Annotated in this window: 11 protein-coding genes; 4 read left to right on the plus strand and 7 right to left on the minus strand. The window is 69.5% G+C overall.

All coding sequences use genetic code 11. The features are described 5' to 3' along the window. Position 1 precedes the first annotated feature (1 nt). Both tcuA and BA022_RS15650 read right to left on the minus strand, forming a co-directional pair. Positions 2 to 1,426, minus strand: coding sequence for an FAD-dependent tricarballylate dehydrogenase TcuA (gene tcuA, locus BA022_RS15645; RefSeq protein WP_418236223.1), 1,425 nt, complete (start codon positions 1,424 to 1,426; stop codon positions 2 to 4). A gap of 171 nt (positions 1,427 to 1,597) precedes the next feature. Further along, complete coding sequence (locus BA022_RS15650) at positions 1,598 to 2,572, minus strand: LysR substrate-binding domain-containing protein (protein ID WP_088888058.1); 975 nt, start codon at positions 2,570 to 2,572, stop codon at positions 1,598 to 1,600. Positions 2,573 to 2,721: 149 nt separating this feature from the next. Between BA022_RS15650 and mnmA the strand changes: the two genes are divergently transcribed. Both mnmA and BA022_RS15660 read left to right on the plus strand, forming a co-directional pair. Beyond that, positions 2,722 to 3,834 carry a tRNA 2-thiouridine(34) synthase MnmA gene (mnmA, locus tag BA022_RS15655; RefSeq protein ID WP_088888059.1) on the plus strand — a complete coding sequence of 371 codons (1,113 nt, stop codon included), beginning with the start codon at positions 2,722 to 2,724 and terminating at the stop codon, positions 3,832 to 3,834. A 237-nt stretch (positions 3,835 to 4,071) separates the two neighbouring features. Next, positions 4,072 to 5,733 (plus strand): L-lactate permease, encoded by a 1,662-nt coding sequence (locus BA022_RS15660; protein ID WP_088888060.1) that lies wholly within the window; start codon positions 4,072 to 4,074, stop codon positions 5,731 to 5,733. Positions 5,734 to 5,840: 107 nt separating this feature from the next. Here the strand turns inward: BA022_RS15660 and ssb are convergent, their stop codons facing one another. Together ssb and BA022_RS15670 are read right to left on the minus strand one after the other, a co-directional pair. Beyond that, entirely contained in the window at positions 5,841 to 6,386 is a 546-nt protein-coding gene (gene ssb, locus BA022_RS15665; protein WP_011807147.1) for a single-stranded DNA-binding protein, read from the minus strand. A 134-nt stretch (positions 6,387 to 6,520) separates the two neighbouring features. Further along, positions 6,521 to 7,702 (minus strand): MFS transporter, encoded by a 1,182-nt coding sequence (locus BA022_RS15670; protein WP_088888644.1) that lies wholly within the window; start codon positions 7,700 to 7,702, stop codon positions 6,521 to 6,523. Positions 7,703 to 7,991: 289 nt separating this feature from the next. Here BA022_RS15670 and uvrA point away from each other — a divergent pair, with 289 nt between their 5' ends. Together uvrA and putP are read left to right on the plus strand one after the other, a co-directional pair. Continuing rightward, positions 7,992 to 11,081, plus strand: a complete 3,090-nt coding sequence (gene uvrA, locus BA022_RS15675; protein ID WP_088888061.1) for an excinuclease ABC subunit UvrA — start codon at positions 7,992 to 7,994, stop codon at positions 11,079 to 11,081. 233 nt (positions 11,082 to 11,314) lie between these two features. Beyond that, positions 11,315 to 12,808, plus strand: coding sequence for a sodium/proline symporter PutP (gene putP / locus BA022_RS15680; RefSeq protein ID WP_088888062.1), 1,494 nt, complete (start codon positions 11,315 to 11,317; stop codon positions 12,806 to 12,808). 61 nt (positions 12,809 to 12,869) lie between these two features. On the opposite strand, the gene BA022_RS15685 is transcribed toward putP, so the two are convergent. The 3 genes from BA022_RS15685 to BA022_RS15695 form a co-directional block, all read right to left on the minus strand. Next, positions 12,870 to 14,831, minus strand: a complete 1,962-nt coding sequence (locus tag BA022_RS15685) for a methyl-accepting chemotaxis protein (RefSeq protein WP_088888063.1) — start codon at positions 14,829 to 14,831, stop codon at positions 12,870 to 12,872. A 312-nt stretch (positions 14,832 to 15,143) separates the two neighbouring features. Next, positions 15,144 to 16,118: a M14 family metallopeptidase gene (locus BA022_RS15690; RefSeq protein WP_088888064.1), complete on the minus strand. Its 975-nt coding sequence runs from the start codon at positions 16,116 to 16,118 to the stop codon at positions 15,144 to 15,146. Continuing rightward, positions 16,115 to 17,107: a Bug family tripartite tricarboxylate transporter substrate binding protein gene (locus BA022_RS15695; protein WP_041836128.1), complete on the minus strand. Its 993-nt coding sequence runs from the start codon at positions 17,105 to 17,107 to the stop codon at positions 16,115 to 16,117. Before BA022_RS15695 ends, BA022_RS15690 begins: the two co-directional genes overlap by 4 nt. Positions 17,108 to 17,123 lie beyond the last annotated feature (16 nt).

Here is a 17,123-nt window from a genome sequence, read left to right on the forward strand (position 1 = left end):
TTCAGCCCTCGTCGTTCACCGCGCCGTGCGCGGCAGCCTGGCCCGCGGCGGCCAGCGCGGCGTTGCGCCCGGCGATGCGACCGAAGGCCGTGCCGATCGACATGCCCACGCCCGCGGTGTAGCCCTTGCCCAGCACGTTGCCGGCCATCATTTCGCCCGCCACGAACAGGTTGCGGCTGGGTTGGTCGGCGAAGCGCACGGCGGCGGTGTCGTCGGTGTGCAGGCCCAGGTAGGTGAAGGTGACGCCGGGCTTGAGCGCGTAGCCGTAGAACGGCGCGGTGTCGATGGGCCGCGCCCAGTGGGTCTTGGCGGGCGTCAGGCCCTCGGTATGGCAGTCGTCCAGCGTGGTGTGGTCGAACTGGCCCACGCGGCAGGCGGCGTTGTAGGCGTTCAGCGTCTGCATGAAGGTCTCTGCGGGCAGGCCGAGCTTTTCGGCCAGCGCGGGCAGGCTGTCCGCCTTCACCCCGGGGAACACCGGCGGCATGAAGCGGCCGATGGCCTTGCTGTCGATGATGGAGTAGCCGATCTGCCCCGGCTGCTGCGCCACCAGGCGGCCCCAGATGGCATAGCGCTTGGGCCAGAAGTCTTCGCCCTCGTCGTAGAAGCGCTCGCCCTCGCGGTTGACCACCACGCCCAGCGAAACGCAGTCGATGCGGGTGCAGATGCCGCCGTCGTACAGTGGCGCGCGTGCGTCGATGGCCACCATGTGCGCCTGCGTGGGGTCGCCGATGCCGTCGGCGCCGTGGTCGTCGAGCAGGTGCTTGAGCAGCACGCCGCGGTTGTAGGCCGTGCCGCGGATCAGGAAGTTGTCGGCCGGCCACTCGCCGCGCGCGTTCTGGCCCCAGGCCTCGCGCAGCCATTCGCGGTTGGACTCGAAGCCGCCGGCGGCCAGCACGCAACTCTTGGCGGTGATGCGCTGGCCCTTCACCCAAGCGGCCTGGAAGGTGCCGTTCTCGATCTCGATGCGCTCCACGGGCGATTCGTAGCGCACCTGCACGCCCAGCGCCTCGGCGCTGCGGTAGTAGGCATTCACCAGCGCCTTGCCGCCGCCCATGAAGAAGGCATTGGTGCGCGCCACGTGCAGCGTGCCGGCCAGCGCGGGCTGAAAGTGCACCCCGTGGCGGCGCATCCAGGGACGGCAGGTGCTGGACGCGCGGATCACCAGGCGCGCCAGGTGCTCGTTGGTCTGGCCGCCGGTCACCTTCAGCAGGTCCTGCCAGTACTCTTCTTCAGGGTAGGCATCGACCAGCACGTCCTGCGGCGCGTCGTGCATGCAGCGCAGGTTGCGGGTGTGGGCGGAGTTGCCGCCGCGCCAGGCGCGCGGGGCCGATTCCAGCAGCAGCACGCGGCTGCCGGCCTCGCGGGCCATCAGCGCGGCGCACAGGGCGGCATTGCCGCCGCCGATGACCAGGACATCGGTGTCCATCGGGGGAGATTGCATAGATTTCGCTCGTGGGGGCGCACCCCGGGGCGAGGGGCGCAGCAGTCGAGCGTGGACTGTAGGCAGCGGCCCGCCAGCCGTGCAGCCGCGGGCGGGTATGGGGGTATCACGAACGGTGATGGCTGCGCGCCCGGGCGCGACGCCCGAAAGCAGCCGCTACGGGGCGGGAACCCCTGCCGGTGCCTGCGCCAGCAGTGAGGTGCCGATCCAGCGGCCCTCCGTGACCAGGCCGCGTGCACAGTCCAGCAGCACCACGCGCGCGGCCAGTGCGGCGGGGGACAGCTCTTCGTCCGGCAGGCTGCACAGCAGGTTCACGCGCCGCGCCGGCGCGCCCGTGAGGCGCGCGCACTGAAAGCGCGTGGCCGCGTCCGGGTAGCGGCCCAGTGCCGCCCAGGGCTGCAGCGTGGAGCCCAGGCCGGCGTCCACCGCGGCCATCACCATGGCCAGCGAGTCCACTTCCAGCACCACATGCGGGGCGATGCCCGCGCTGGCAAAGGCCGTGTCCAGCGTGCTGCGCAGGCCGTGCGGGCCGGTGGGCAGGATGAGCGGCTCCTCGCGTAGCTCGGTGATCGCCACCTCGGCGGCCAAGCGCGGGGCGGCGGCGCCGCGCATCAGGAACAGGTCTTCCTCCAGCAGTGGCTGGATTTGCCAGCGCTGGGTGCGCCCGGCCAGCTGCGCCTGGTGCAGGCGCGAGTCGAACAGCACGGCCAGGTCCAGCTCGCGCGCATGCAGCATGGCCGAGAGGTGGCCCGACATGCCCTCCACCATGTGCAGCCGCACGTCGGGGTAGCGCGCGCGCATGGCCTGCATCAGCGGCAGCCCCAACAGCGCCGAGGTGGTGGGCGCCAGGCCCACGGTGACGGTGCCCGACAGCCGCGCCTGCTGGGCGGCGCGCACGGCCTGCTCGGCATGGCGCAGGGTGAGTTGCGCCTCGCGGAAGAACGCGGCCCCGGCCTCGGTGGGGGCCACGCCGCGCGGCGTGCGGTGCAGCAGGCGCGTGGCCAGCTCGCCCTCCAGCCGCGTGATCTGCTGGCTCAGCGCGGACTGCACCAGGTTCAGGTCGAGCGCGGCGCGGCTCATGGAGCCCAGCTCCACCACCCGCACGAAATATCGCAATTGCCGCAGTTCCATCGTCTCCAACACCCGGTTGACCCCAGGCGCCGCCCGGCCGGGGTGGGCTGGGATAATCGCACACCTATGAAATATGCCCCCCACGCTCCCCACTTCGTGTGGTCGCTGCCCCCCAAGGGGGCCGCTTTTCATCTTGGGGCGGCCCGGCGATGAAAAAACACCGGGTCGTGGTGGGCCTGTCGGGGGGCGTGGACTCCGCCGTCACGGCGCACCTTCTCAAGCAACAGGGCCACGAGGTGGTCGGCATCTTCATGAAGAACTGGGAAGATGACGACGACAGCGAGTTCTGCTCCAGCCGCCAGGACTTCCTGGACGCGGCCAGCGTGGCCGACGTGATCGGCATCGAGATCGAGCACGTCAACTTTGCCGCCGAGTACAAGGACCGGGTGTTCGCCGAGTTCCTGCGCGAATACCAGGCCGGCCGCACGCCCAACCCGGACGTGCTGTGCAACGCCGAGATCAAGTTCAAGGCCTTCCTGGACCACGCCATGCGCCTGGGCGCCGAGAAGATCGCCACCGGCCACTACGCGCGCGTGCGGCAGAACCCGGCCACGGGCCTGTTCGAGCTGCTCAAGGGGTTGGACCCGTCCAAGGACCAGAGCTACTTTCTGCACCGCCTGAACCAGGCGCAGCTGTCCAAGACGCTGTTCCCCGTGGGCGAGCTGCACAAGACCGAGGTGCGCCGCATCGCTGCCGACATCGGCCTGCCCAACGCCAAGAAGAAGGACTCCACCGGCATCTGCTTCATCGGCGAGCGGCCATTCCGCGAGTTCCTCAACCGCTACATCCAGCATGCGCCCGGCCCCATCCTGGACGACCGCGGGCGCAAGCTGGGCCGCCACGTGGGCCTGTCGTTCTACACGCTGGGCCAGCGGCAGGGCTTGGGGATCGGCGGTGTCAAGGAAAAAGGCGCGCAGCGCGGCGCGGGCGACCATGCGCCCTGGTTCGTGGCCCGCAAGGAGCTGGAGACGAACACCCTGCGCGTGGTGCAGGGCCACGAGCACCCGTGGCTGCTGTCGCACCGACTGGATGCGCAGGACGCGAGCTGGATTGCCGGCCATCCGCCCGCAGCAGGCGCCTGCGCGGCCAAGACGCGCTACCGCCAGCAGGACGCCGCCTGCACGGTGCTGGCCGCACAGGGCGACGCCTTCAGCCTGCACTTCCCTGAGGCGCAGTGGGCCGTGACGCCGGGCCAGTCGGCCGTGCTGTACGACGGTGAGGTGTGCCTGGGCGGTGGGGTGATTGCGGCCGTGAACGGCTGAAAGCCCGCCCGGGGGGCGTGGGCGGCATCAGGGGATACCCGAATAGCCGGGATGCCGGACCTGCGTCCTTGCTATGGTGTGAAATTGCTTCAGTACCGGCCTCCGGTTTTTTCACGCTGCGTCGCGGGCGGGCTTTCTACAGTCTCGTCCGCGCCGCTCCAGCCGGTTGACCTCCGGTACTGGGCGTGCGAGGCATTTCTCCTTCCAAAACCGGGACAACAACAGGGGGCACAGGCTATGGTCTGGCAACAAATCTACGACCCACTGGGCAATATGGTCATCTCCACCGCACTGGCCGCGCTGCCGGTGGTGGTCATGCTCGCGGCCTTGGGCTTTTTCCACATCAAGGCGCATATCGCGGCAGGCATGGGCCTGATCACGGCGCTGCTCGTGGCGGTCTTCGTCTACGGCATGCCGGGCGACATGGCCGGCCGTGCGGCGCTGTTCGGTGGTTTCACCGGCCTGCTGCCCATCGGCTGGATCGTGCTGAACATCATCTTCCTGCACCAGCTCACCGAGCAGAACGGCAGCTTCGCCGTGCTGCAGGATTCGCTCTCGGGCATCACCGAGGACCGCCGCATCCAGCTCTTGCTGATCGCCTTTTGCTTCGGCGCGTTCTTTGAAGGCGCGGCCGGCTTCGGCACCCCCGTGGCGGTGACGGCGGCCATCCTGATCGGCCTGGGCTTCTCGCCGCTGGCGGCCTCGGGCCTGTCGCTGATCGCCAATACGGCGCCGGTGGCCTTTGGCGCCCTGGGCACGCCGGTGATCACGCTGGCCAAGGTGCACGGCTACGACCTGATGGAGGTGACGGCCATGATCGGCCGCCAGCTGCCCTTCTTCTCGCTGCTGGTGCCGTTTTGGCTGATCTGGGCCTTCGCCGGCCGCAAGGGCATGATGGAAATCTGGCCGGCCATCCTGGTGACGGGCGTGTCCTTCGCCATTCCTCAGTTCCTGGTGTCCAACTTCATCGGGCCCGAACTGGTGGACATCATCGCCGCCATCGTCTCCATGGTCTGCCTGGTGGCCTTCCTGCGCGTGTGGAAGCCCAAGACGGTGTGGACGTCGCCCTCGCTGCGCGGGCATGACCCCAGCGCCGCAGAGGCCAAGCCGCCGCAGCCGGTCAAGCGCCACAGCACCCAGGCGCTGGTGGCCGCCTGGACCCCCTGGGTCATCCTGTCGGTGTTCGTGTTCATCTGGGGCCTGCCCTCGGTCAAGGCCTGGCTCAATGGCATCTTCGCGCCGGCCTTCCCCATGGCCGGGCTGCACAACCTGATCGAGAAGGTGCCGCCCGTGGTGCCCGCGCCGCACAAGGAGGCCGCCGTCTACACGCTGAACCTGCTGTCGGCCACCGGCACGGGCATCCTGCTGTCGGCCGTGGTGAGCGCGCTGGTCATGAAGTACAACCCGGTGGCCATCGTCACCACGTTCTTCCGCACCTTCTGGCTGGTGCGCTACTCGCTGCTCACCATCGTGCTGATGCTGGCGCTGGGTACGCTCACGCGCTATTCGGGCACCGACACCACGCTGGGCCTGGCTTTTGCCAATACCGGCGTGCTGTACCCGTTCTTTGGCACGCTCATGGGCTGGATCGGCGTGGCGCTCACGGGATCGGACACGGCCTCCAACGTGCTCTTCGGTGGCATGCAGAAGGTGGCAGCCGAGCAATTGGGCCTGTCGGCCAACCTGATGGGCGCAGCCAACAGCTCGGGCGGCGTGATGGGCAAGATGATCGACGCGCAGTCCATCGTCGTGGCCTCCACCGCCACCCGCTGGTTCGACCACGAGGGCGACATCCTGCGCTACGTGTTCTTCCACTCCATCGCGCTGGCCTGCCTGGTGGGCCTGTACGTGACGATGCAGGCCTATGTCTGGCCGTTCTCGCTCATGGTGGTGCACTGATTTGAGTGTTTTTGGGCTGCAGCGCTTGTCCATCCAGCGCGAGCAGCTATCACTGCAATAGCAAACGGGCGCCCTGGGGCGCCCGTTGTGCTTGGTGCGAGGCCGAATCAGAACGGAATGTCGTCGTCCATGTCGTCAAAGCCCGATGCGGCGCGCGGCGGCTGTGCCACGGGCGCGGGGGCGGGGCGGGCCGCGGGGGGGGCGGGGCGCGGCGCGGGTGCGGCGCGGCGCGGGGCCTCGTAGCCGCCACCACCGCCGCCGCCGTTGTCGCCGTAGCCGCTGTCGTCATAGCCGCCGCCCTGGCCGCCGCCCATGCCCTGGCGGCTGCCCAGCATCTGCATGGTGTCGGCGCGGATTTCGGTGGTGTAGCGCTCCTGGCCGCTCTGGTCGGTCCATTTGCGGGTGCGCAGGCTGCCTTCCACGTAGACCTGGGAGCCCTTGCGCAGGTACTGGCCCACGATCTCGGCCAGGCGGCCGTTGAAGACCACGCTGTGCCATTCGGTGGCTTCCTTGTTCTCGCCGGTGTTCTTGTCGCGCCAGCGGTCCGTCGTGGCGATGCGCACGTTGGCGACCTGGTCGCCGCTGGGGAAGGTGCGCATCTCGGGGTCGCGCCCCAGGTTGCCGACGATGATGACTTTGTTCACGGATGCCATGAAAAATCCTTGTGCTTAGCCCGGACGGCAGGGAAGGGTTCCGGGCCAGATGAGTCCAACAGGCGACCCCTGCGAGGCCGCAGGTGCGCAGCATAGCGGCTTGCACGCCGCCGGTGCGCCGGAGGGTGAAAAAATCAGTGGCCGCCGCCGCGTCCCACCGGCCGCAGCGGCCAGGTGATGAGCAACCACAGGGCCGTGAGCACGGCGGTGGCGGTGAACAATCCCGGCGCGCCTGCCCACTTCGCCAGCGCGCCGCCCAGCGCACCGCCCGCGAACAGGCCCAGCGACTGCAGCGTGTTGTAGGCGCCCAGCGCCGCGCCGCGCAGGTTGGCCGGCGCCATGCGCGACACCAGACTGGGCTGCGTGGCTTCCAGCGCGTTGAAGCCGCAGAAGAAGATGAACAGCAGCGCCGCCACCGGCATCAGCGATGGCGCAGCGCCTCCGGCCGCCAGCAGGCCAAAGCCCATCTGCACCACCAGCACCAGTCCAATGGCGACCAGCAGCGCCGCGCGCAGCCGCCCGCGCCGCTCCATGGCAAACAGCCCGCCCATGGCGACGAAGGACAGCACCACGGCCGGCAGGTACACCTGCCAGTGCGCGTCCTTGGGCAAGCCGGCCTGCACCAGCAGGGCCGGCACGGCCACCCACATGGCCATCTGCACCGTGTGCAGCACGAACACGCCCAGGTTCAGGCGCAGCAGGTCGGCATGGCGCCACACGTCGGCCAGGCGCCCGCGCGGTGCGTCGGCATGCTGCACCGGCTCGGGCGGCACCATCCACAGCACCACGGCCACGCCGCCCAGCGCCAGCGCGCAGGTCAGGCCGAAGAGGCCGGCCAGGCCGATGTGCGCGGCCAGCAGCGGCGCCGCCACCAGGGCGATGGCGAACATCAGCCCGATGCTGGCGCCCACCAGTGCCATGGCCTTGGTGCGCACCGCGTCGCGCGTCTGGTCGGCCAGCAGCGCCGTGACGGCGGCGGACACCGCGCCCGCACCCTGCAGCGCGCGCCCCACCAGCAGCCCCATCACCGAGTCGGCCAGCGCGGCGAGCAGGCTGCCCGCGGCGAAGACCAGCAGCCCCAGGACGATGACACGCTTGCGCCCGAAGCGGTCCGACGCCATGCCCAGCGGCAGCTGCAACACCGCCTGCGTGAGCCCGTAGATTCCCATGGCCAGCCCCACCAGTGCGGGGTCATCGCCGCCCGGGTACTTGCGTGCCTCCAGCGCGAACACGGGCAGCACCAGGAACAGGCCCAGCATGCGCAGCGCGAAGATCAGCGCCAGGCTGACGCTGGCGCGGCGCTCCAGTGGGGTCATGGCGGTGGAGGGCGGAGTGGGTGTGGTGGTGTCCGGCACGGGCGCGGGGGCAAGTCAAAGCACGGATTCTCACCCATGGCCGGGCCGCACGCGGCAGGGCGGGCCATCGCGGCGTGTGGCGAATTGGGCATGAAATCGCGGTCAGATGCAATACAGATGAGCGCAAACAGCTATTTTTTGGGAGCATCTGCATGGCTTACCAGACTGACGCCCAGGGTGCTCCGGCCGCGGCTTCTGCGCGGGCGGGGTGGGTGACCTATCATCGTACGTTTGCCTCCAGGCACGCGCGATGCCCACCTTCGAGCCACCCTCCGACGATCGCCACCCTTCGCCTGCCGATGCGGCCGGAGGGCGCCCACTGGCGCAGGTCCTGCGCGAGCAGCGCATCAGCATCCGCGGGGCGCGCACGCACAACCTCAAGAACATCGACCTGGACATCCCGCGCAACCAGCTCGTGGTGATCACCGGGCTGTCGGGCTCGGGCAAGTCCAGCCTGGCGTTCGACACGCTGTATGCCGAAGGGCAGCGCCGCTATGTGGAGAGCCTGTCGGCCTATGCGCGGCAGTTCCTGGGGCGGCTGGACAAGCCCGATGTGGACCTGATCGAGGGTCTGTCGCCGGCCATTTCCATCGAGCAGAAGGCCACCAGCCACAACCCGCGCTCCACCGTGGGCACGGTGACCGAGATCCACGACTACCTGCGCCTGCTGTTCGCGCGCGCGGGCACGCCGTACTGCCCGGACCACGGCCTGCCGCTGTCGTCGCAGACCGTGAGCCAGATGGTGGATGCGGTGCTGGCCTTGCCCGAGGACACCAAGCTCATGTTGCTGGCGCCCGTGGCACGCCAGAAGAAGGGTGAGTTCACCGAGCTGTTCACGCAGATGCAGGCGCTGGGCTACGTGCGCTTTCGCGTGGACGGGCAGATCTACGAGCACGAAAGCCTGCCGCAGCTCAAGAAGACCGAGAAGCACGACATCGACGTGGTGATCGACCGCTTGAAGGTGCGCCCCGACGCCCAGCAGCGCCTGGCCGAGAGCATCGAGGCCGCCCTGCGGGTGGGCGGGCACGAGGGCAACGGCCGGGTACTGGCGCTGGAGATCGACTCGGGCCAGGAGCACCTGTTTTCCAGCAAGTTCGCCTGCCCGGTGTGCAGCTACTCGCTGCCCGAGCTGGAGCCGCGCCTGTTCTCGTTCAACTCGCCCACGGGCGCCTGCCCCGCGTGCGACGGCCTGGGCCAGCAGGAGGTGTTCGACCCCGCGCGCGTGGTGGCTTTCCCGGCCATCAGCCTCGCCAGCGGCGCCATCAAGGGCTGGGATCGGCGCAACGGCTACTACTTCGCCATGCTGGAGAGCCTGGCGCGGCATTACGGCTTTGATGTGGAGACGCCCTTCGAGGAGTTGCCCGAACGCGTGCGCGAGGTCATCCTGCACGGTTCGGGCGAGGAAGAGATCGCCTTCAGCTACCTGCTGGACAGCGGCCCGAACAAGGGCAAGCCCATCGTCAAGAAGCACCCCTTCGAGGGCATCCTGCCCAACATGGCGCGGCGCTACCGTGACACGGACTCGGCCGTGGTGCGCGAAGACCTCGCGCGCTACCGCAGCGCGCAGCCCTGCCCCGAATGCCACGGCGCACGCCTGCGCCGCGAGGCGCGCCATGTAAAGGTGGGCGAGGGCGACGCCGCGCTCGGCATCTACGATGTGAGCCACCGCACGCTGGCGGACGCGCTGCAGTGGTTCGCATCGCTGCAGCTGGCCGGCGCCAAGGCCGAGATCGCCGGCAAGATCGTGCGCGAGATCGCCGCGCGCCTCACCTTCCTGAACGACGTGGGCCTGTCCTACCTGAGCCTGGACCGCAGCGCCGAGACGCTCTCGGGCGGCGAGGCGCAGCGCATTCGCCTGGCCTCGCAGATCGGCAGCGGCCTGACCGGCGTGATGTACGTGCTGGACGAGCCCAGCATCGGCCTGCACCAGCGCGACAACGACCGGCTGATCGCCACCCTCACGCGGCTGCGCGACCTGGGCAACAGCGTGATCGTGGTGGAGCACGACGAGGACATGATCCGCGCCGCCGACCACTGCGTGGACATGGGGCCCGGCGCGGGCGTGCATGGCGGGCGCGTGATGGCGCAGGGCACCTACGACGAGCTGTGCGCCAACCCGCAATCGCTCACCGGCCAGTACCTGAGCGGCGCCAAGACCCTGCCGGTGCCTGCGCGGCGCACGCCCTGGCTGCCCGTGTTGCAACAGAGCGCCGCAGCGCCCGAACCCGACAAGAAGCCCAAGTCGCGTTTTCCCGAGACGGCAGCCAGCCTGCGCAAGAAGGAGCGCCTGGCCGAGCACCGCGCCACGCAAGGGCAATTGCAGGCGCTGCGCGTGGTGGGCGCCACGGGGCACAACCTGAAGGGCGTGAGCGTGCAGTTCCCGGTGGGCCTGTTCACCTGCGTGACGGGCGTGTCCGGCTCGGGCAAGAGCACGCTGGTCAACGACACGCTGCACAAGGCCGTGGCGCGCCAGCTCTACCGCGCGCACGACGAGCCCGAAACGCATGAAACCATCGAGGGGCTGGAGTATTTCGACAAGGTCATCAACGTCGACCAGAGCCCCATCGGCCGCACGCCGCGCAGCAACCCGGCCACCTACACGGGCCTGTTCACGCCGATCCGCGAACTGATGGCCGAGACCACCACCGCCAAGGAGCGCGGCTACGGCCCTGGGCGCTTCTCCTTCAACGTGGCGCAGGGCTCGGGGGGCGGGCGCTGCGAGGCCTGCCAGGGCGACGGCGTGGTGAAGGTGGAAATGCACTTCCTGCCCGACGTATACGTGCCCTGCGACGTGTGCCACGGCCAGCGCTACAACCGCGAGACGCTGGAGGTGCAGTGGAAGGGCAAGAACATCGCCCAGATCCTGGACCTGACGGTGGAGGACGCCCACGCCTTCTTCAAGGACGTGCCCACGATCGCGCGCAAGCTGCAGACGCTGCTGGACGTCGGCTTGTCCTATATCCGCCTGGGCCAGAGCGCCACCACGCTCTCGGGCGGCGAAGCGCAGCGCGTGAAGCTGGCGCAGGAGCTCTCCAAGCGCGACACCGGCCGCACGCTCTACATCCTGGACGAGCCCACCACCGGCCTGCATTTCGCCGACATCGACCTGCTGCTCAAGGTATTGCTGCAGCTGCGCGACGCGGGCAACACCATCATCGTCATCGAGCACAACCTGGACGTCATCAAGACCGCCGACTGGGTCATCGACATGGGCCCCGAGGGCGGGGCCGGCGGCGGCACCGTGGTGGCCGAGGGCACGCCCGAGCAGGTGGCCCACAATGCGGCCAGCCACACGGGCCGCTACCTGGCGCCATACCTGTCTGCCGCCCCAAATCAGTAGTAACCCTGAGGTTTTGCGCCGCCGGCAGTTACAGTTGCGCGCCGCGGCGGAGTGTTTCACTACGCCAGCGCGGCTTTATGGCGAATGATTGGGCGCGGGCTCTGGAATCATCGCGCCACTTCGCTGGCCGGCGCTTGCCGGCACGGCAGCCCCCGGCCTCCGCGCCGGCTTCTCCTCCACTTTTTTGGCAGGACTTCGCGGCGCGCAGCGCGCCCCGCGGGCCTGGACGTTTCATGAACCTGCTAGACCCGACCGTCATCACCTTCGGCATCTACCTGCTGGCCATGCTGTTCATCGGCTGGCTGGGCTACCGCGCGACGACCGACCTCTCCGACTACATCCTGGGCGGGCGCAGCCTGGGCAGCTTCGTCACCGCGCTGTCGGCCGGCGCGTCCGACATGAGCGGCTGGCTGCTCATGGGCCTGCCCGGCGCGGTGTACCTGAGCGGACTGAGCGAGGCGTGGATCGCCATCGGCCTGACCATCGGCGCCTACCTCAACTGGCGCCTCGTGGCCGCGCGGCTGCGCCTGTACACCGAGCGCACCAACAATGCCCTCACGCTGCCCGACTACCTGGCCTCGCGCTTCGAGGACGGCGCCAACGTGCTGCGTCTGGTGACCACGGCGGTGATCCTGGTGTTCTTCACCATCTACTGCGCCTCGGGCGTGGTGGCGGGGGCGCGCCTGTTCGAGAGCATGTTCGGCCTGCCCTACCAGACGGCCCTGTGGGTCGGGGCGCTGTGCACCATCGCCTACGTGTTCATCGGCGGCTTCCTGGCGGTGAGCTGGACGGACACCATCCAGGCCTCGCTGATGATCACCGCGCTGATCCTGGCGCCCGTGGTGGCCTACTTCGCCGTCACCGGCGAACTGCAGGCCGGCCAGAGCCTCACCGAGATGATCGGTGCGCAGAAGCTCGACCTGATGCACAACGCCAGCGTGATCGGCGTGGTCTCGCTCATGGCCTGGGGCCTGGGCTACTTCGGCCAGCCGCACATTCTGGTGCGCTTCATGGCGGCGGATTCGGTGGCCTCCATCCCGCGCGCGCGCCGCATCGGCATGACCTGGATGGTGCTGTGCCTGGGCGGCGCGGTGGCTGTGGGCCTGGTCGGCATCCCGTACTTCGCGGTGCACACGCAGCAGGCCACCGGCGTGCAGGCCAATGCCGAGACGGTGTTCATCGAGATCGCGCGCCAGCTCTTCAACCCCTGGATCGCCGGCCTGCTGCTGGCGGCCATTCTGGCGGCGGTGATGAGCACGCTGTCGTGCCAGCTGCTGGTGTGCTCCAGCGCGCTGACCGAGGACATCTACCGCGTGTTCCTGCGCAAGAACGCCACGCAGCGCGAGCTGGTGTGGGTGGGCCGGGCGATGGTGTTCGCCATCGCCGTGGTGGCGATCGTCATCGCGGGCAACCCCAACAGCCGCGTGCTGTCGATGGTGAGCTACGCCTGGGCGGGCTTCGGCGCGGCGTTCGGGCCGGTCATCCTGCTGTCGCTGTTCTGGCGCGGCATGACGCGCAACGGCGCGCTGGCCGGCATCGTGGTCGGTGCCGTGACGGTGGTGGTGTGGAAGCAGGGCGGCTGGCTGGGGCTGTACGAGATCGTGCCCGGCTTCGTTCTGGGCGCGCTGGCCGTGGTGCTGGTGAGCAAGCTGGGCAAGCAACCCTCGCCCGCCATGCTGCAGCGCCACGACGCGGTGGACGCCGAGATGGCGCGTCTGCAGGCCTGAGGTGATTGCGGGTTTGAGGAAAAGTGGCCTCAAACCCTTTCTGGATAAGCGCTAACAGCTATTAATTAGGTAGCGCAACGGCGTGCGGTCGTTCGCCCAGCTTGAACACCGCCACGCCTGCCACCAGCTCCTGCGCCTGGCTGCGCAGGCTGGCGGCGGCGGCAGCCATTTCTTCGACCAGCGCGGCGTTCTGCTGCGTGGTCTGGTCCATCTGGCTCACGGCCTCGCCCACCTGGGCCACGCCCAGCGACTGTTCGCGGCTGGCGTTGCTGATCTCGCCCATGATGTCGTTGACGCGGCGCACGGCGGTCACCACGTCTTCCATGGTCTTGCCGGCGCGCTCCACCAGCGCATTGCCGCGTTCCACGTCATGCACGCTGGCGGAGATCAGCTCCTTGATCTCGCGCGCAGCGCCCGCGCTGCGCTGCGCCAGGCTGCGCACCTCGCTGGCCACCACGGCAAAGCCGCGGCCCTGCTCGCCGGCGCGCGCGGCCTCCACGGCGGCGTTCAGCGCCAGGATGTTGGTCTGGAACGCGATCGAATCGATCACCCCGATGATGTCCGCGATCTTGCCGGACGAGCTGTGGATGCCGTGCATGGTCTGCACCACCTGCGCCACCACCTCCCCACCCTGCGCGGCCACGCCGCTGGCGCTGGTGGCCAGCTCGCTGGCACGCGCGGCGCTGTCGGCGTTCTGGCGCACGGTCGCGGTCATCTGCTCCATCGATGCGGCGGTCTCTTCCAGAGCGCTGGCCTGGCTTTCGGTGCGGGCGGCCAGGTCGGTGTTGCCCTGCGCGATCTGCGCGCTGGCCGTGGCCACGCCCTCCGCGCCCTGGCGCACGCGGCCCACCACCTCGGTGAGCTGGCGGCGCATCTGCAACAGCGCGGCGATCAGGCGGCCCATCTCGTTGCTGCCGTGGGCGATGTCGCTGCCCGACAGGTCACCGCGCGCCACGGCGCGGGCCAGCTCCACGGCCTGCGCCACCGGCTGCGTGATGGAGCGCACGAAGACCAGCATCAGCACCGTGGCGCCCGCCAGCGTGCCCAGCAGCGCCAGCGCCTGCCACGCCAGCGTGGCGCGCAGGCGGTCGATGCGCGCCTGCAGGGCCTCGTCCACGCCCTGCATGGCCTGGGCGTTCAGTGCGTACAGCGCGTCGATGGTGCGGGTGTAGGTGTCGAAATACTCCTGTGCCGGCAGCGTCAGCGTGTCGGCCTGCAGCAGGGCCTTGTCGGCCAGGGCCAGCGTGGCCGTGATTTGCGCGTCCAGCGTGCGCGCGGGCGCGCCCAGCGTGGCAGCAAAGGCAGGGCTCGCCTCGGTGGCGCGCGCCAGGTTGCGCAGCGTGTCCCCCTGCAGCTCCACTACGCGCTGGCGCAGCGACTGCAGCAGCCCCTTGGCCTCCAGCGGCAGCTCGCCGCCGCGGCCCAGGAAGCCCGCGCCCTGGGCGCGCATCACGCCCAGCTTCTCACCCAGCTGCGGCGCATGCACCAGCGAGGCCTGGATCAGCGCGTTGGTGGCGAAGTCGGGGTCCAGCTGCAGTTCGTAGCTGTGCAGCAGTTGCTCGCCGGTCTGCAGCAGCGACGTGATCAGCGCCGTGTGCTGCGCCGTGCTTTGCGCGGCGGGCAGCGAGCGCGCGGCCACGGCCGGCTCCAGCTGTTGCCAGGCCTGCTGGGCGCGCTGCCAGGCGTCGCGCTGGGCCGCGGGCACCTGCGCCGCGTCCAGGCGGGCGGTGGCCTCGGCGAAGGCTTTGTTCACCGCATCGCGCGCGGCCGGGCGCCGGGCGGCCAGCGTCTCGTCGCCGCCCAGCATGCCGTTGGACAGGCCGCGGTGCACCTGCAGCCCCTGCACCACCTTGTGCAGCGCCAGCAGCGGCGGGGCGCCACGGGCCTCGTGGCGGGCGCGCGCCAGGTCGTCGAGCGCGCCGCTCACGAACAGCCAGGTGGGCACGGCGCTCATGAGGATGCCGGCGAGGCCCAGGATGAGGAACTTGTAAAGCAGCGGCAGGCGCTGAGAAAGCGAGGTCATAGCGGGAACCTTTCCTTGTCCGCGAGACCGCCTAGTGGGCGGGCGAGACAAAGAGATGTCAAGGACGTGTAACGTAATGTTATTCGGCAAAAACCTGCCTGTCCTTGAACGAGTTCAGCTTTTTGGGCGCGCAGGGGCTCCATCCCGTCCCAGAGGTGTTGCGACGGGTTTAAGGGTGTTTTTGACCTCTAAACCAATAAATACGGGCGCTAGCAGCTATCAGTATGGAAGCGAAACCTGCGCATGCCCCAGACGCTGCCACGCGGCCGGCCTGCCCTGCGCGGGCGAAGCACCGGCCGCTGGTCGTGCCGCCTACAGCGGCCGCCGCGTGGCGAAGCGCACCACCGTCACGCCGGCACGCGCCTGGCGGGTGCTGGGCATGACCAGCACGCAGTCGTCGTACGGCGTGGTGACGGGCTCGCCATCGTTGTCGCCGATGACGGTACCGGCCTGGGGAATCACCTCCAGGCCCGTGAAGGGCTGGGTGAAACGAAAGCGCTCGCTCCTGGCGACCACCGGGCCGGTGACTTCCAGTGCCCACTGGCGCGGCGCGTCGGGCAGGCGCCAGCCGGGCAGCCCACGTGCCAGGGCGGCGTAATCCACCACGCCGGCCGCTTGCAGGAAGCGCACGCACTGGTCCTGCGCCACGGCGCGGCTGGCCGGGTCGCCATGGAAGCCGCATTCGACGAGCAGCGAGCGCGTGTCGCCGCCCTCGGCATCGGGCTGGCCGAAGCGGCCATAGTCGCGCATGCGGGTGCCGTCCTTGTGGCCCGCGTCCACCACGATGTGCTCGGGCGCGGCCAGGGTGCGCGCGAGGTGCAGGTTGCGCGGCTGCATGCCGGTGAGCAGCAGCGGCGCGCAGGGCTCGTGCATGGAGTGCAGGTCCAGCAGCCAGTCGGCCTCGGCCACGAAGGGGCGCAGCGCGGCCGCGCGCCGGCGCTCCAGCGTGTCGCCGGCGTCCATGCGCGCATCCACCCACTGGCGGTTGAGGTCTTCGTCCACGAAGCGGGCGGCGTCGTGGTGGTGGGGGTCGAACCGGTCGAACGCGGCCAGATTGCACAGCGCCAGCGTCAGCGTGCCGCGCGCGGGGCGCAGGCCGGCTTCCAGCAGGCCCTTGAGCGCCCAGGCGCCGCACAGTTCGTTGCCGTGCACGAGGGCGCTGATCATCACGTGGCGGCCCGGCGTGCCGGAGTCGAAGCGCCACACGCCCTCGGTGCCGGTGTTGCCGGCCCGCCAGGCGCCGAGGTCGGGCGCGGTCAAAGTGAAAGGCAGGGGAGCGCTCATCATTCTTCGATCTTGGCGAACTCGATGATCTTCTTGTACTTGGCGACCTCTGCGGCGAGGAACTTGTCCACGTCCAGGCTGGGGGATGCCACGGTGGAGCCCGCGGCTTCCATTCGCTTGCGGAAGTCCGGCGACTCCAGCGTCTCGTTGAGCGCCTTCTTGAGCCGCTCGGCCACGGGCTTGGGCAGGTGGGCGGGCGCCATGAGGGCGAACCAGGTGCCGATGTCCACGTTCTTGTACTGCGCCGATTCGGCCAGCGCCGGAATGTCGGGCGCGACGGTCGAGCGCTTGGCCTCGGTGGTGCCCAGGGCGATCACTTTGCCGCTCTTGATGTGCGGCAGGCCGCTGGAGAGCACGAACACGCCGAACTCCAGGTTGTTGCCCACCAGGTCGTTGGTGAGCGGCGCCACGCCGCGGTAGGGGATGTGCGTCATGAACAGCTGGCCCTGTTCCTTGATCATCTCGCCGGCCAGGTGCAGCGAGGTGCCCACGCCCGAGCTGCCATAGCTGAGCTTGCCGGGGTTCTTGCGCACGCGTTCGGTGAACTCGGCCAGGTTCTTCACGCCGGTGCCGGTGCTGGCCACCAGCACCAGGGGCTGCGAGGCCACGAGGCCGATGGCGGTGAAGTCCTTGATGTCGTACTTGACCTTCTTGGTCACCAGCTTGTTGATGGCGATCTCGTTGCTGGCGCCGACCAGCAGCGTGTAGCCGTCGGGCGCGCTGCTGGCCACCTTCTGCGCGCCAATGGCGCCGCCCGCGCCGCCCAGGTTCTCGATCACCACGGGCACGCCCAGGCGGTTGGACAGCTCCGCGCCCACGGCGCGGCCGGTCAGGTCGGTGCTGCCGCCGGGCGGATAGCCCACGACGATGGTGATGGGCTTGCTGGGGTAGGCGGGCGCTTGCGCGAAAGCGGCAGGGCTGGCAGCGGCAAGCAGCGCGGCGCTGGCCAGCAGCGCGCGGCGCAACGGGGCGGGGGTGCGGGAAGTGTGCATGGCGTTTTCCATAGGC

The organism is Diaphorobacter nitroreducens (assembly GCF_002214645.1).
GTDB classification, from domain to species: Bacteria; Pseudomonadota; Gammaproteobacteria; order Burkholderiales; family Burkholderiaceae_C; genus Diaphorobacter; species Diaphorobacter nitroreducens.